This is a genomic window from Shewanella mesophila (genome assembly GCF_019457515.1).
Taxonomy (GTDB): Bacteria; Pseudomonadota; Gammaproteobacteria; order Enterobacterales; family Shewanellaceae; genus Shewanella; species Shewanella mesophila.
Map to the genome: position 1 here is coordinate 91,043 of NZ_CP080421.1, position 14,906 is coordinate 105,948.

General features: G+C 46.2%; 16 protein-coding genes. 13 read left to right on the plus strand and 3 right to left on the minus strand.

Annotation, left to right across the window (positions count from 1 at the left end):
• The first annotated feature begins 21 nt into the window (after nt 1–21).
• The 11 genes from modA to gltS all read left to right on the plus strand — a co-directional run bounded on the left by modA (nt 22) and on the right by gltS (nt 8,319).
• Nucleotides 22–774: a molybdate ABC transporter substrate-binding protein gene (gene modA, locus K0I73_RS00405; RefSeq protein WP_258405331.1), complete on the plus strand. Its 753-nt coding sequence runs from the start codon at nt 22–24 to the stop codon at nt 772–774.
• Nucleotides 775–777: 3 nt separating this feature from the next.
• Nucleotides 778–1,458, plus strand: a complete 681-nt coding sequence (gene modB / locus K0I73_RS00410; protein ID WP_220062642.1) for a molybdate ABC transporter permease subunit — start codon at nt 778–780, stop codon at nt 1,456–1,458.
• Complete coding sequence (locus tag K0I73_RS00415) at nt 1,439–2,548, plus strand: ABC transporter ATP-binding protein (RefSeq protein ID WP_220062643.1); 1,110 nt, start codon at nt 1,439–1,441, stop codon at nt 2,546–2,548. The genes modB and K0I73_RS00415 overlap by 20 nt, the downstream gene beginning before the upstream one ends.
• Before the next feature lie 99 nt (nt 2,549–2,647).
• Nucleotides 2,648–3,010, plus strand: a complete 363-nt coding sequence (locus K0I73_RS00420; RefSeq protein WP_350355281.1) for a NirD/YgiW/YdeI family stress tolerance protein — start codon at nt 2,648–2,650, stop codon at nt 3,008–3,010.
• A 57-nt stretch (nt 3,011–3,067) separates the two neighbouring features.
• A complete protein-coding gene (locus K0I73_RS00425) occupies nt 3,068–3,604 on the plus strand; it encodes a PepSY domain-containing protein (protein ID WP_220062644.1) in 537 nt (178 codons plus the stop codon).
• Nucleotides 3,604–4,281, plus strand: coding sequence for a response regulator transcription factor (locus tag K0I73_RS00430; RefSeq protein ID WP_220062645.1), 678 nt, complete (start codon nt 3,604–3,606; stop codon nt 4,279–4,281). The genes K0I73_RS00425 and K0I73_RS00430 overlap by 1 nt, the downstream gene beginning before the upstream one ends.
• Before the next feature lie 49 nt (nt 4,282–4,330).
• Nucleotides 4,331–5,590, plus strand: a complete 1,260-nt coding sequence (locus K0I73_RS00435; protein WP_220064197.1) for a sensor histidine kinase — start codon at nt 4,331–4,333, stop codon at nt 5,588–5,590.
• Between the two features lie 15 nt (nt 5,591–5,605).
• Entirely contained in the window at nt 5,606–6,280 is a 675-nt protein-coding gene (locus tag K0I73_RS00440) for a TIGR01621 family pseudouridine synthase (RefSeq protein ID WP_220062646.1), read from the plus strand.
• A 20-nt stretch (nt 6,281–6,300) separates the two neighbouring features.
• The gene (locus K0I73_RS00445; RefSeq protein ID WP_220062647.1) at nt 6,301–6,468 is read left to right on the plus strand and encodes a YqaE/Pmp3 family membrane protein; all 168 of its coding nucleotides are present in this window, start codon (nt 6,301–6,303) and stop codon (nt 6,466–6,468) included.
• Nucleotides 6,469–6,579: 111 nt separating this feature from the next.
• Nucleotides 6,580–6,840, plus strand: coding sequence for a DUF2986 domain-containing protein (locus tag K0I73_RS19055; protein WP_258405245.1), 261 nt, complete (start codon nt 6,580–6,582; stop codon nt 6,838–6,840).
• Nucleotides 6,841–7,095: 255 nt separating this feature from the next.
• Entirely contained in the window at nt 7,096–8,319 is a 1,224-nt protein-coding gene (gltS, locus tag K0I73_RS00455; RefSeq protein ID WP_220062648.1) for a sodium/glutamate symporter, read from the plus strand.
• Between the two features lie 97 nt (nt 8,320–8,416).
• Here the strand turns inward: gltS and K0I73_RS00460 are convergent, their stop codons facing one another.
• Complete coding sequence (locus tag K0I73_RS00460; RefSeq protein ID WP_220062649.1) at nt 8,417–10,954, minus strand: M14 family zinc carboxypeptidase; 2,538 nt, start codon at nt 10,952–10,954, stop codon at nt 8,417–8,419.
• Nucleotides 10,955–11,161: 207 nt separating this feature from the next.
• Between K0I73_RS00460 and nfuA the strand changes: the two genes are divergently transcribed.
• Complete coding sequence (gene nfuA / locus K0I73_RS00465) at nt 11,162–11,740, plus strand: Fe-S biogenesis protein NfuA (RefSeq protein WP_220062650.1); 579 nt, start codon at nt 11,162–11,164, stop codon at nt 11,738–11,740.
• Between the two features lie 69 nt (nt 11,741–11,809).
• Here the strand turns inward: nfuA and K0I73_RS00470 are convergent, their stop codons facing one another.
• The gene (locus K0I73_RS00470; protein ID WP_220062651.1) at nt 11,810–13,147 is read right to left on the minus strand and encodes an MATE family efflux transporter; all 1,338 of its coding nucleotides are present in this window, start codon (nt 13,145–13,147) and stop codon (nt 11,810–11,812) included.
• 22 nt (nt 13,148–13,169) lie between these two features.
• Here K0I73_RS00470 and K0I73_RS00475 point away from each other — a divergent pair, with 22 nt between their 5' ends.
• A complete protein-coding gene (locus tag K0I73_RS00475; protein WP_220062652.1) occupies nt 13,170–14,216 on the plus strand; it encodes a polysaccharide deacetylase family protein in 1,047 nt (348 codons plus the stop codon).
• A 63-nt stretch (nt 14,217–14,279) separates the two neighbouring features.
• On the opposite strand, the gene K0I73_RS00480 is transcribed toward K0I73_RS00475, so the two are convergent.
• Nucleotides 14,280–14,906, minus strand: a complete 627-nt coding sequence (locus tag K0I73_RS00480; protein WP_220062653.1) for an SCO family protein — start codon at nt 14,904–14,906, stop codon at nt 14,280–14,282.

Genomic DNA, 14,906 nt, shown 5'->3' on the forward strand with positions numbered 1-14,906 from the left:
TGCCTTGCGGCAGCGAGCTTGATGTTGATCGGTTCGTTCTCTAGTTTTGCAGCCGAAGTTCCTTCGATTGCCGCTGCGGCGAATATCAAATTTGCGTTAGATAAAATTGCGACCAATTTTACCCAAGATACAGGCAAGCAGGTGCGTATCTCTTATGGCTCATCGGGTAATCTCGTTGCCCAAATTCGTCATGGCGCACCTTTCGAACTGTTTCTGTCAGCCGATGATAAGTATATTTATCAGTTGCATAAGCTGGGGGTGACTACGACCGATGGTGAATTATATGCCATTGGCCGTTTAGCGTTGACCGCGCCGAAATTTTCCTCGTTATCGCTAGACCCTCAACTTAATGGTTTGAAATCCTTATTGGAGAAGGGCGAGTTAAATCGCTTTGCTATTGCCAATCCAGATCATGCCCCCTATGGCGAACGTGCTCGGGAGTTGTTACAGCAGATCGGCTTATGGCAGCAAGTCCATCCTTATCTCATCTATGGCGAGAATGTATCGCAAGCGGCGCAGTTTGCCCTTAGCGGTTCAACTGAGGGGGGAATTGTGGCCTTATCTTTAGCAATGGCACCACAGTTTAAAGCGGCAGGTCATTATGTGGCGCTGCCAAGCGAGTTACATTCACCTATGTATCAACGTATGGTGCTAACAGAGAAGGCGGGCGATACCGCAAAGCTGTTTTTTGATTATCTTCAACAACAGCGGTCTCGTGCGGTGTTTAGTGAGTTTGGCTTTGGATTACCAAACCAAACGCTGGCCGAGCAATAGTCGATGGATTGGCAAGCGCTAGGGTTATCGGTCAAGCTGAGTGCGGTGACGGTATTGATTTTGATCCCCTTTGCTATCTGGGTGGGGCGTTTCCTCGCATATCGTCAGTTTCGTGGCAAATCTTGGATAGAAGCCTTGATCATGGTGCCTTTGGTTTTGCCGCCTACGGTCATTGGTTACTACTTGCTGGTGGGGCTGGGGAGCCAGTCTTGGTTAGGGCAGCTGCTTGAGCGGCTTTTAGGCCAACAGTTAGTCTTTCATTTCTCTGGTTTAGTGGTGGCTTCCGTATTGGTTAATATTCCCTTCGCGATTCAGCCGATCCAACGCGCTTTCGAAGCCGTGCCCGAAGAGGTCCGCGATGCTGCAGCTTGCTGTGGTATGAGCCCAATAAAAGCCCTGACAAAAATAGAGCTACCTATGGTGTGGCCTGGCGTTCTTACCGCTTTGGTGCTCTGTTTCTCTCATGTGTTAGGCGAGTTTGGCGTTGTTTTGATGATGGGCGGAAATATCGCCGGAGAAACCAAGACAATAGCGATCTCTATATACGATAGTGTACAGGCGTTTGATTTTGCCAGTGCTGGACAGATGTCGTTGGTGTTACTCCTGTTTGCGATAACTGCCTTAGCATTAACCACCAGTTTATCTCGTCGTTTAGGGGGCCTAAATGTCTCAAGACGTCGCTGATCTCTACTGCAAGGTTAATCAGACCAAAGAGATAGTGCTCGATGCCGAGTTTACTTGCCGTGCCGGTGAGCTGTTAGCCGTGGTGGGACCATCTGGTGGGGGAAAATCGACGCTGCTAAGGATGATTGCAGGGCTGAATAAGCCTGAATCTGGTGAGATCCGTTACGGCGAACGCCATTGGTTTAGTAGCCAGCATGCCCAATATCTTACGCCCCAGCAGCGTCATTTGGGTTATGTACCGCAGCATTTCGGCCTGTTTCCTAATATGAGTGCGCTAGATAATGTTGTAGCGGCGCTTGACCATATCCCTAAATCTGCTCGGGTTCGACGAGCTAAAGATTGGCTCGAGCGAGTCAATTTAGATGGCTTACCCGATAGGCTACCCGCTAACTTATCTGGTGGCCAGCGGCAAAGGGTCGCACTTGCTAGAGCCTTAGCTAGAGAACCGTCAGTCTTGCTACTCGACGAGCCTTTTTCTGCGGTTGATCGTGAAACTCGAGAGCGTTTATATCTTGAGCTTGCGAGACTGAAAGAACAGTTATCTATTCCTGTCATCATGGTGACTCATGATCTCAATGAGGCGTTATTGCTAGCCGATAGAATGATCCTCATTAGCCAAGGGATTATGCTGCAACAGGGGACGCCTAGAGAGGTGCTTACTCGACCGCGCAATGAAGCTGTTGCTAAGCAGATGGGGCTGCGTAATATGTTTGATGCCCATGTTGTAGCGCAAGAGCAGGAGCGGCAGATCACTTGGTTAAAGTTTGGTGAGCATCTAATCGCAAGTACCTATTTTGAAAGCTTAGAGGTGGGGACCAAGGTGCGATGGGTGATCCCTAATCAGGGTATTCGGTTTAACTCCATCACCAAAGGTAGACTATGTCGCAGTTTTAATAAGCTAGTGATCACAGTTGAATCCGTCCTCGCGATGGGTGAAACCATGCGTATAGTAGGCAGCATCAAGGGGGTAAAGCATCATCTTAATGCCGAAGTCCCACTGCATTTGGCGCAAAAACTCGCTTTGGCTCCCGGTGTCGAGACTGAGGTCGCATTGAAATCGGAGTTAATTCATATTTTGGAATCGAAATAAAGCGTTTAGTGGTTAAATGATCAATCGTTAATCTTACTTCCATCTCCCCTGCATTGAGCTAGCTCTAAAATGAGTTTACATATTGTGGAGAGGATGACGATGGCTATGCCCAAAAAACTAACTGGAACCTTGATCTTATCTTGTGTCTTAACCCTGCCAGCCTTTGCTGCCTACAATGGCCCTGGAGCACAAAAGCCCGTCAATAGCGCTGCCGATGCGTTGAAAGCTAAAGATGATACGCCAGTTGAGTTGACAGGCCATTTAATTAAGAGCTTGGGAGATGAGAAGTATCTATTTCGTGATGGCAGTAGCGAGGTCGAAGTTGAGATAGATAATGCCCTTTGGCGTGATATTGAGGTTAACAGTAATACCTCTGTCACCTTAAGGGGAGAAATAGACGATGAATGGCATGGCATCGAGATTGAAATAGATGAAATGGAACTGCTTGGCGATAAAGGCTAGCAAGGTCACAACAGCTGCGGTTAAGATACGGTTATTGAAGAATTTAATGGAGGAGCTATGGCTCGTTGGTTAATCAGTTTGGTGCTGCTGTCGAGTATTCCAAGCGTGGTCTGCGCCAATCCTGCGGTGCTAGAGTTGCTATCAGATAGCCAAAATCTGACCCCACAGATGTTGATTGCTAAAGCAGAGAAAGACTATCCAGGTGTTATTTCAGAGTTCGATATCGATGTGGAAAATGGGGAGCTGATATATGAGATCAGTATCATAGATACCAAGCAAGATACCGCAACTGAGTTTGAGTTCTGGGCTAAAGATGGTCGTTTAATCCGTCAAAAAGTAGAAGCGCTTGAAGCCGATGACCGCGATGAACTCAAGGCGACCAAACTCGTGCTAGAGATGGGGCTGACATTCTCCCAATTAATTAAGCAAGCGATGGGAGATAGCACGGCTCATATTCTCGAGGCTCAACTCGACCATGATCTCGGCATTAGCTACCTCGAATTAAAGCTGATTGATGAAAATGGTAAGCGTAAGCTTGCCTTCGACATCGAACAGCAACGACCTTTACCTCTGCTTAAGTGGGACCTAAATTGATGAAAATATTGCTGGTAGAAGATGATAAAACCACGATTGACTATGTGGTCAAAGGATTTATAGAACAGGGACACAATATCGAAACTGCTAGTGATGGTCATCAAGGATTGCTGTTAGCCACAAGCATGCAATATGACCTGATTATTTTAGATCGAATGTTGCCCCAGCTCGATGGCCTCAAGGTATTGGCCGCTATTCGGGCAACAGGCAATCAGACTCCTGTGCTGATCTTATCTGCGCTCAGTCATGTAGACGAACGTGTCAAAGGGCTTCGCGCTGGTGGTGATGACTACATGACCAAGCCTTTTGCGTTTTCAGAGCTATTAGTACGTGCCGAAAAATTGATGCAGCGGGGTAATTCACAACCCGCGCATACCGAGTTAACCGTTGGTAATTTAGTGATGGAGTTGCTAACGCGAAAAGTCACCTTGGAAGGAAGTGAAATAATGCTGCAACCGAAAGAGTTTCAGCTGCTTAAGTATTTGATGGAACATCCGAATCAGGTGATCAGTCGAACCTTACTTTTCGAAGCTGTCTGGGACTACCACTTCGATCCACGCACCAATGTTATCGACGTTCATATTGCCAAGTTGCGTCGAAAGTTCGAAGAGCTAGGCTATGGTGAGCTCATCGAAACTGTTCGAGGGGCAGGTTATCGCCTCCGTAAAGGGCATTAAGCCTTACCAAAGTAGTGCGTGGCGCATTACGATAATATTTTCTGCTCTGGTGACTTTGATTATCGGTACCTTGCTGTTTGGTATGTACCGGCAGTTAATTAATGAACAGGAACTTCAGACTATTCAGCACTTGGTGGCCGAGAAAACGCGTTATCAGCAGATGGCGCTAACTTTAGACAGACGTAGTTTTGCCACTCAAATTCGTAATGCCGATCCTAAAACCGCATTGGTCGCTTGGCGCAGCTCCCTTGACCTTGTTGGCGCCTTAAGCTTGATGCCAGATGATATGCCTATCTTGCCCGATACTAGAGATTTTCCGATTTTAACTGGAGGTCCAGATAAGCTGCATATACTCACCGGAGGCTTAGCAATCACCCGCTATGGACCTGTGCTTATTGCGACTCGAACCGACCAGCTGGCGACGCTTATCGAGCGTTTTGTTAATGCCGCGATCACTGCATTAATGTTAACTATTGTGCTGACACTGGCGCTGGGCTATCTCTTTTCGAAGGCTATTCTGCGTCGCCTAGTGCAATACAATCGCTTGAGTCGTCGCATTGAGCGGGGTGAGTATTCAACTCGTTTGCCTATCAGTTGGCGTCAAGATGAGTTCGATATGCTGGCGGTTAAATTTAATGGCGTGTTGGACACCTTAGAAAACAACCTGAATGCGGTGCGAGGAGCTACGGATAATATTGCGCACGATCTTCGAACGCCCCTGTCACACCTGCGCATTGGTATTGAGCAACTGCCGACCAAGTCTGCTGGCGATCTTGATGAGGCCTGCGCGATCTTAACCGAAGAGCTAGATGATTGTTTAGCCACTTTCGATGCCATGTTATCGCTTACTCGCATCGAAGAGGGGCAGCAAACATTAGAGTTACAACCGTTAAGTTTGCAGGCGATGTGCAGCGATCTGTATGAGATGGCAGATGCCATGGCGGAACTTAATGGCCAAACCTTATCACTGGTGACCGAGGATGATTACACTGTGATGGGGGATAAATATCTGCTGTTCCAAGCACTGTTTAATTTGGTCGACAATGCGATTAAATATTCGGGCGAGGGTGCGAGTGTTAAGATTGTGCAGCAAGGACCAAGGGTGCAGATCATCGATAATGGTCCCGGAATTCCGAGCGATGCAACAGATAAGGTCTTCGATCGTTTAGTGCGACTCGATCCGAGCCGCCACAATAAAGGTACAGGCTTGGGATTGTCGCTAGTGAAAGCGATTTTACAACGTCATAATGCCACTATTACTTTAGATGATAATCAGCCAGGTTTGCTGGTTACCATTACCTTTTCTTAAATATCGTAGGTCATCATGTATCAAATTATCGCCGATGAAACCGACTTCTTGGTGATCAACAAGTCTGCCAAGGTTCATTTTCATAGCCAAGACGGCACCGCCGGGGTGATGGCGCAATTGGAACTCGATCTTGGCATAAAGCTATATTCTGTTCACCGACTCGATACCATGACCTCTGGGTTATTGCTGTTTGCTAAGAGCAGTGAAGCGGCTGCGAGCTTTACCGCTAAGTTTGCTGCTCATCAGGTGCAGAAATATTACCTTGCACTTGCTAAAGGCAAGCCTAAGAAGAAGCAGGGATCTATCATTGGTGACATGGCCAAGTCACGTCGTAGTATGTATAAACTGCTGCGTAGTACCGAGAATCCAGCCATAACGCAGTTTTTTTCTCAATCGGTTGCCGATGGTCTGAGGCTATACCTGTTAAAGCCATTAAGTGGCAAGACCCATCAGCTAAGAGTGGCATTAGCCAGTATTGGCGTGCCCATTTTAGGCGATACCCTTTATGGGGGGGAAGAAGCTGACCGTGGCTATCTGCATGCCTATGGGTTGCAGTTTGAGTTAGATGGTCATCTATTCGAGTTTTGCTGTATGCCATCGTCAGGAGCGTTTTTTGTCGATGAAGCGGTAAAAAACCAGTTGCAAACATGGTCTAAGCCTGAGAAATTAGAATGGCCAAAGCGAAAATAATCAAGAAGGAATGAGCTTAAATGGATACCAATAAACTGTTATTAGTGATTATTGCGATACTACTGCCGCCAGTCGCCGTATTTTTGAAGAGTGGTGTGGGTAAAGACTTGCTGATCAACATCATCTTATGTCTGTTATTCTTTGTGCCAGGCTTACTTCACGCACTGTGGGTTGTGACTAAGTCATAGCCTGATAAGATAGAAAAAAAGCACAGCCGAAGCTGTGCTTTTTTGTGGGCAATATTTAAGTCATTATTACTTAATAAGTAATTACCTCAACTGTCGTTAATGGAGTTGCTAATGCACTTGGATCGTCAACAGTTACAGGTTAAAAGTTGTACGGGCAGGCTAGTGTTGGCACACAAACCAGGGCTTTTGGGGTATACTGCCGCGATGAACAGAAAGAAAAAAATTAATCAAACGCTTAAAGCAAAGGCCAAGAAAGCTAATGCTAAGCTTCATCACACGGGTAAGCCCAAGTATATTTCTAAAGCCGAGCGGGAACGTTTAGCGATAGAAACTCAGCATTCAGTTGAAGAGCTTTCTCCACTGAAATCTTAGCCACACCCAATTTCAATTTTTTCATTTACCTAAATAGTGACTTTAATCTTTTCATCGTCAGGCCGGCTAACGCAGATTTAAACTGTATGTGAGCGGGTTGATTCATGGTTTTTAACTCAAATGTTAATTTGCCTTTGATGAGATCAAATGTGACTGTTTTAAGACGTGGGCTTAGTGTCAATTGAGCAGGCGTGAATGGGCTAATCACTATAGATTGATTCTAGTTGTTAGTGATATGACCAATAGAGGAGTTTCATGAATACTGTATATGCCATCGGAGAGCTTGAGTCTTTCTTAGTCGCGATTTTAGTCCTATTTATTGGCCATACGGTCAATCGCCATGTGGCCGCTTTCAAGAAATATAATATCCCTGAACCCATAGTGGGCGGCTTGATTATCGCCTCAGTGATCACCCTGTTGCACTTTAACCAGATCTCATTAGAGTTCACCTTGTCGATGCAAAATACCTTAATGTTGATGTTCTTCGCCACGGTCGGGTTAGCCGCGAGCTATAAACTCTTGATGAAAGGAGGCAGTAAGGTCTTTTTGTTTTTAGGAATCGCCTCCCTTTACATAGTGATTCAAAATGCGGTTGGGGTCAGTATCGCTACGGCATTAGGCTTACAGCCTTTGATGGGGCTAATTGCAGGTTCGATAACACTATCGGGTGGTCATGGCACTGGTGCGGCGTGGGCGCAAACATTTTCCGAAGATTACGGGATCAATACTCTTGAGCTTGCCATGGCCGCCGCGACCTTTGGTTTGGTCATGGGGGGGATTATTGGTGGCCCTGTCGCTCAAAGGTTGATTAACAAAAATGCTCTTGTTTCCTCCTATGGTGTTGGTGGTAATCATCATAAAGATCACCCAGATCTGGTGACTTATGATCAACTTGAAGAAGATCGGGTGACAGCCAAGAGCATTCTCGAGGTGATGTTTATCCTGCTGCTTTGTGTCGCTGGAGCCAAATGGTTTGGCGCTCTCATTGCCTATTTTGATATCGGCTGGTTAAAGATGCCAGACTTCGTTTATGCGTTGTTTTTTGGCGTGATGATCACTAACATCACCGAGCTTTCACGTGGCTATAAGATCAACAGTGAGAGTGTCGATGTCTTGGGTACGGTATCCCTGTCGCTATTTTTGGCTATGGCGTTGATGAATCTCAAGTTGTGGGAAATTTTCGACTTAGCGGTACCTTTGTTGATCATCTTATTGGTGCAAACTGTGGTGTTAGGTTTGTTTGCATATTTTGTTACCTTTAGATTGATGGGGGCTAATTACGACGCTGCTGTTATGGCTGGTGGTCATTGCGGCTTCGGTATGGGCGCAACACCGACAGCTGTGATGAATATGGGGGCATTGGTATCGAGAACCGGCCCATCGCCACAGGCGTTTATGGTTGTTCCCATCGTCGGGGCTTTCTTTATTGATATCGTTAATGCCATCATTTTGCAGGGATATTTAAGCTTTATCGCTTAGCTAGCTTGAAGCATAAAAAACGGCAGTTAAGATCGATTGGTATTCGCTGCCGTTTTGGCTTTATTTAATCCTTAATCTATTAAGAGTAATGACGTGATTAATGCAAGGCTGGAATAAAATAGAGGCTATTGCTGTAAATTTTATCTGAGCCAAGCCAAATGTTTCTAAAGAGTAGGTTATCGGTTAAGGCCACGATTGCTCCTTTGCCGTGACGCTCAACAACAATGGCTGGGGTTTGGTTTAGACTGCGTTGGTATTCCTTTGCAAGATAGCCATCGAGCAGCGGCTCATCGGCATAAGTTGCTGCAGTGATAAAGGGGGTGGTGGTTTTAAGTAACCCTATTGCTTTATTCTTCAGCACTGGAAGCTGGGATGTTTCAATGCCAAAAGTCACAGGGTGAGTCGGATCGATATCTAGTGCGACAACTGCGCCACCAATAGCCTGCCTAGCATTTAACTTACTCTTGTCTGCAAAAGATAACCCTTCAGTAGGGAAGAGTTGGCTGAAGTGGCGGGCATTTCTAACATCACTCTTCAGTAAGTTGCCTCTACTTAGCCATTCAAGGGCACCTTTTTGGGCGACGATAATTCCGCCATCATTAACGAACTGCCCCAGTTTCCTTACCGTTTTATCTTCAAGGCTTCTATAGCTGCCATTGGCAAGAAAAAGATGGCTGTATCCCGCTAACTCTAAGCTAGGCAAACGGGAAGTATCCACTTGCGTCAATGCCACGCCGACACGGTTATCCATGAAATACCATAGCTCTCCGACCTCTGATGCAGAGGTTCCATCTCCGGTAAGGATCAGTGGCTTTATTGGTGCAATCTTGTGGAAGTCGTCGCTTCCCAGATCGATTCCGCTTGTCGATAGGCTGCTAGAGACATTATAGAAGGTGACCTGATAACTATTGGCGAGTGAAGAGACAAGGGTGGTTAGCTCTTGGGACGGCAGCTCTTGCTTACCTAATGGGATCTGCAAAGTGCCTGATGCAAATTGAGTAACCTGTTTGCCCGTATTGATACTAAATGGACTCGCGGCGAATTTTACCGTAACACCAGCCGTTAATAACTTTTGCAACATGGGAGTCGCATTTTGCTGACGCCAGTCAATTAGCAGCGCCACACTATTGGCTTCAATCCTTGGTGATGTAAAGGCGGGCGGCGTTGTAAGTAAGTCATCTACATTCAGGCTAACATCTTGAGCCAGCTGTAGATTGTAGGAATAGGCTAAGTTCCATGTCGAAACATCGTAGAAGGTGGCATCTTCAAATTCGGTGCGCTGATCGAACATTGCCAACAACAGGCTTTTTTGTGGTTGATTAATAGGAATAAACAGGCTATCCCGCTGCTCGTATCTATGTTTGCCCTGCTTGATATTGTCATTGAGATAAAAGTAGATAATTTGGTGTTGTTGCAATAGGTTTGCGAGATCATCCCGACGAGCGGGATCACCACTAGCACTAACCAAAAAGCCAGCCTCTCGCCCTGATGGTTGATGTTTATCTTTTCGTTGGTAAAATCGAGTTTGATACTCTTTTAACTCTTTTTGCAGTGCAAAAGCGCCTCTTAGGCTTGAATAGGAGGTAGCCACTTGGTTGGCGATAGCGTCTGCAAAAATAAGCCTGCCGTTATCTGAATCTTGAATTTGGCCACGAACACTTGCCTGTTCAAACAGAATGCCCACAGAGCCATTGATATCTGGGTAGCTAGAACCTTTACCATAGTAAAAGTCATCGAACATCTGCTTGCTGAAATAGGCCTGCTTGCGGGCATCGAGTGCCTCGGCGTGGTAGCTAGCGAGTTTATTGGTCAGTAGTTGGTTTTCATTCGGGGTGAGTGGGTGAGTGCGACTCGGTACGCCAGGTTGGAAAAAATAGCTCTTGTTGTGTCCCATTTCGTGGAAGTCGCCAACGTAATGAGGGTTCCACTTGTGAAATAGCGCGATACGTCCTTGAGACTCCGGATGCCTTAGGAATAACCAGTCGCGGTTGAGATCGGCAAAATAGTGATTACGACGACCCGATGGCCAATTTTGTTTATGTTCGTTGTGGTTAGGGTCGCTAACCTTAATCTTGCCCGTGTAGTTGTTGGTCCAAGTTGAAAAGCGGTCAAAGCCATCGGGGTTTTGCGTTGGGGTGATGAGTACGACCGCATTATCGAGCAGCTCTTGTATCCAGCTTTCTTGACTCGTGCTGAGTTGATAGCTGACTGCTAATGCGGCGTGAGCGCCACTTGCTTCATCGCCATGTATCGAATAAGCCAACCAAATGATCAGCGGCCCCGTTTGCTTAGTCCCCGCTTTGACTTGAGCACGATCAGCGAGTATTTGACTCAAATTAGCTTGGTTCTTGGGAGAGGTGATCACCGCTGTTAGCTGTTGCCTTGCTTCATGGCTCACTCCCGTTGCTTCAAGACTCACTCTTGGGCTTTGCTGCGCCAATTGCTTGAGGTAGAAGTTAATTTGATCGTGGCGTAGATGCCATGTGCCAAGAGGATAGCCTAAAAACTGCTGGGGAGATTCGATAGCTAATGGTGACGCACTTGCTGGCGAGACACCGACCACGCTTGGGTTATTTGATGCAAAGCAGTAAGAAAAAGAGGTGATGGTCAGTAGTAAAATACACAATCGCAGCATGATATTTCTATTTAATTATTGTATATAAAGGTTAAATTAACAGTTCGCTAACCTAGTTACCATATTATTTAATGGGTTTGTGCTCTACTTTTTAAGCAAAATTTGACGAGTAATCGTCATAGGGGCTACAAAGCTTATCGCAGTCAGAGTATCATAGTGCTAATTCTTACTAAAACACTCGGGTTTAACCTGACGGAGCATGTCTTAATGATCACCATTTCCGATGCAGCTCAGGCACATTTTGTAAAGCTACTCGCTGATCAGCCTGAAGGAACTCATATTCGCGTTTTTGTTATCAGCCCAGGTACGCCTTCTGCTGAGTGCGGTGTATCTTACTGTCCACCAGATGCCGTTGAAGCCGATGATATTGAGCTTGAGTTTAATGGTTTTCATGCCATGGTCGATGAAAAAAGCGCTCCTTTCTTGGAAGATGCAACCATCGATTTTGTGACCGATCAGCTCGGTTCGCAGCTTACTTTGAAGGCGCCAAACGCAAAAATGCGTAAAGTCGATAACGATGCGCCTTTGAAAGAGCGTATCGAATATGTGATTCAATCTGAAATCAACCCACAGCTAGCCAGTCACGGTGGTAACATCATGTTGGTTGAGATCGATGCCGAAGGCGTTGCCGTTCTGCAGTTCGGCGGTGGTTGTAACGGTTGCTCTATGGTCGATGTAACGCTTAAAGATGGTATTGAGAAGCAGCTTCTTGATATGTTCCCTGGTGAGCTGAGCGGTGTGCGAGATGTGACCGATCATGAACATGGCGACCACTCATATCAGTAACTCTGATAAATGACTAATACCAATCAGTATGAAAACGGGATGACTTAGGTCATCCCGTTTTGTTTGCAACTAACTTAGTTTTACCTTTAGTCGGTAATGAAAATGACATGCCAAGGTTAGACTTCGCGCGACCATAAACAGACTCATCGCCGCCCAAAGGGCGTGATTCCCTGACGACTGTAGTAGTATCCAGACGGGGAAAAACACGCCGAAGGTCGAGAGAATCATGCTGTTACGCATGATTTTTCCCTCCGCGGCACCAATATAAACCCCATCGAATAGGTATGAACCAAATGCCAGTAGCGGCATAAATATCACCCAAATAAGGTACTGCTCTGCAACTTGTTGTACCGTTTCAAGGCTGGTGAGCACGCTAATGATCTGGTTCCCAAAGAGTGCAAAAAATAGCATAAACAGCGTGGCGGATATCGCCGACCATAGCGTTGCTAAGGTGACGGACTCCGTCATGCGATGACGATTATTTTGGCCAAACGCCCGTCCAACCTCCGCCTCTGCATAGTAGGCGATACCATCTAACGCATAGGAGATGAGCAGCAATAAATTAAGCAACACGGCATTGGCGGCAACCGTAGTGTCGCCTAAGCTTGCTCCTTCAAATGTCATAAAGGCGAAGGTCAGTTGTAAGCACAGGCTTCTAATGAAAATATCACGATTTAAACCAAGCAGTTTTTTGTAGCTAGTTAAGGTGAGCTGACGACACAGTTCGATAAAGTCAAAACCTCCTTGTTTAACTAATTCTCGATAGACCATGCTTGCCGCTACAATAAAGCCAATAATATCGGCGATCACCGATGCCAACGCAGCTCCTTTAACTCCCCACTCAAAACCGATCACGAATAGTAGGTCTAGGATAATATTGGTCATATTGGCCGCGATTAATTGCCACATCGCGGCTTTAGGTTGCTGCCGACCTAATAGCCAGCCGAGTAGAGCGAGGTTAAGAAGCGCAAATGGTGTAGACCAGATCCTAACTTCAAAATAGACTCGGCTGTAATGCAGTACTTCAGAACTCGCATCCGACAATGCTGTGGCCAAACTCATTATTGGGGATTGAAACACAATTGCGCAGAATCCGAGGATCAGCGCTAGACTGGCCGATTGCAGTAATAGTCGATACTGACTCTGGAGATCTTTAGCGCCATAGGCCTGAGCGACGAGACCGGTCGTCGACATGCGTAAGAATCCTAACACCCATAAAATCAGCGTGATGATCGTTGACCCGACAGCAACGCCTCCTAAATAATAGGCGTTACTCAAGTGCCCAATCACAGCGGTATCCACTAAGCCTAAAAGTGGCACCGTAATGTTTGATAAAATCATCGGTAAAGCAAGCGCTAATAGTTGCCTGTTTTTCTGTTTATCCAACAGTAAATTAAGTGCTGACATAGACTCTCAGAGGTTATTTTTTATGTTAAGAAGCGTTTTACTTACGCTGATGTTCTTGATGAGCATCTCTGCTCATGCCGTGGTGATTTTACAATATCATCATGTATCTGAAGATACACCAAGCGTTACCAGCGTGACTCCAACACAGTTTCGACAACAGATGGCTTACCTGAGTGATAATGGATTTAAGGTTAAGCCGCTTTCTGAAATCGTTAACGGTATTAAGCAAGGGGTAGAGTTTGCAGATAAGACGGTAGCCATCACTTTTGATGACGGCTACCAAAACATTGCCGATAACGCGCACCCTATTTTAAAGGAATATGGTTTCCCTTATGCCATTTTTATTGCCGTTGAGCCGATTGAGCGGAAATATCGAGACGTTATGAGCTGGGATACGCTTAATCGTTTGAGCGATGAGGGCGTAGAGTTAGCTAATCATAGTTGGGGGCATGAACATCTAATTCGTCATAATCCTAATGAAACCGAGAAGGTGTGGTTAAAGCGCATCGAAGATAATTTGCTCTCAACCGAGGCCAAAATTGTGGCTAAGACGGGGCAGAATCTAAAAATGCTAGCCTATCCCTATGGTGAGTACAATTCACAGTTAGAGGCCTTACTTGAAAGCCATGGTTTTATCGGTTTTGGTCAGCAATCTGGGGCCGCAGGGAAATACTCTTCCCTTACTGCGTTGCCGCGCTTTCCTGTCGCTGGGGTCTATGCCGAACTATCGAGTTTGCAAGCCAAGCTATACAGTCTCAATATGCCTGTATTGGCCATCGAGCCTGCTAATACTCAGTTGGCTGTGGGGAATTGGCGTCCAGAGATGAAAGTTACTTTGGATATGAGTGATATCTATCCGCATCAGTTAATGTGTTTTGTACAAGGACAGGGAGCGGTAAAACCCTTGTGGATCAGTGAGAGTCAGTTTAGCGTGCGTGCAGCGCTGGACTTACCTCCAGGTCGGTCTCGTTACAATTGCACTGCGCCTAGTAAGGCAACTGGTCGCTACTATTGGTTTTCCCAAGCTTGGGTAAGGCCTAAAAATGACGGCACTTGGATACAAGAGTAATCAAGCTGAACTCGGGACAATAAACGTGGCGTTATTCCATCTCTTAACCCGAGTTCAGGTTAATCACCGATAGTGTTCGTCTAACTCTGCGATATCTGCGATCAGGTTAGCCGTCGTAATTTGCGGCAGTTTGCCAATCTCGCTGGCCTGAGGTTTGATGGTGGCGTAGCGCTTGCCCTCAGGTGAGATAAGTACCATAGAAGCACTGTGATCGACCTGATAGTTTTGGCCCTCTCCCACCATGGCATAAACGAAACCTAATTGGCGAGTTAATGGCAACAGTGAGGCATGGGAGCCTGTTGCAGCGACAAAGTCTGAGTTGAAAAAGTTAATGTAATCTAAAAGCTTAGCTTGAGTATCTCGAGCTGGGTCCACTGAAATAAAAACCACTTGCATATTTATGGTGGGCGCGAGCTTTTGGTAGGCTGCAGTCAGCTTAGCCATGGTGGTTGGGCAAACATCGGGGCAGGAAGTGTAGCCGATAAAGACTAAGCTCCATCTCCCCTTTAAACGATCATTATTAAAAATCTCACCATTTTGATCGGTTAGCTCAAAAGGCGCTAGTTCACGCTGTTGTGGATAGAGGTAACTGGTCGTGAGCTCTGGCTCTGATCCTTGGTAGGTGATCGCCGCAAAGCTACCTAAACCGGCAAATAGTAACATCCCGGCGATGATCAGAGCGATTTTCAT

Excerpts from the sequence above, each read along its gene's own strand:
- modA (WP_258405331.1), top strand. The coding sequence starts at position 22 with ATGTTGATCGGTTCGTTCTCTAGTTTTGCAGCCGAAGTTCCTTCGATT.
- modB (WP_220062642.1), top strand. The coding sequence starts at position 778 with ATGGATTGGCAAGCGCTAGGGTTATCGGTCAAGCTGAGTGCGGTGACG.
- K0I73_RS00415 (WP_220062643.1), top strand. The coding sequence starts at position 1,439 with ATGTCTCAAGACGTCGCTGATCTCTACTGCAAGGTTAATCAGACCAAA.
- K0I73_RS00420 (WP_350355281.1), top strand. The coding sequence starts at position 2,648 with ATGGCTATGCCCAAAAAACTAACTGGAACCTTGATCTTATCTTGTGTC.
- K0I73_RS00425 (WP_220062644.1), top strand. The coding sequence starts at position 3,068 with ATGGCTCGTTGGTTAATCAGTTTGGTGCTGCTGTCGAGTATTCCAAGC.
- K0I73_RS00430 (WP_220062645.1), top strand. The coding sequence starts at position 3,604 with ATGAAAATATTGCTGGTAGAAGATGATAAAACCACGATTGACTATGTG.
- K0I73_RS00440 (WP_220062646.1), top strand. The coding sequence starts at position 5,606 with ATGTATCAAATTATCGCCGATGAAACCGACTTCTTGGTGATCAACAAG.
- K0I73_RS00445 (WP_220062647.1), top strand. The coding sequence starts at position 6,301 with ATGGATACCAATAAACTGTTATTAGTGATTATTGCGATACTACTGCCG.
- K0I73_RS19055 (WP_258405245.1), top strand. The coding sequence starts at position 6,580 with ATGCACTTGGATCGTCAACAGTTACAGGTTAAAAGTTGTACGGGCAGG.
- gltS (WP_220062648.1), top strand. The coding sequence starts at position 7,096 with ATGAATACTGTATATGCCATCGGAGAGCTTGAGTCTTTCTTAGTCGCG.
- K0I73_RS00460 (WP_220062649.1), bottom strand. The coding sequence starts at position 10,954 with ATGCTGCGATTGTGTATTTTACTACTGACCATCACCTCTTTTTCTTAC.
- nfuA (WP_220062650.1), top strand. The coding sequence starts at position 11,162 with ATGATCACCATTTCCGATGCAGCTCAGGCACATTTTGTAAAGCTACTC.
- K0I73_RS00470 (WP_220062651.1), bottom strand. The coding sequence starts at position 13,147 with ATGTCAGCACTTAATTTACTGTTGGATAAACAGAAAAACAGGCAACTA.
- K0I73_RS00475 (WP_220062652.1), top strand. The coding sequence starts at position 13,170 with ATGTTAAGAAGCGTTTTACTTACGCTGATGTTCTTGATGAGCATCTCT.
- K0I73_RS00480 (WP_220062653.1), bottom strand. The coding sequence starts at position 14,906 with ATGAAAATCGCTCTGATCATCGCCGGGATGTTACTATTTGCCGGTTTA.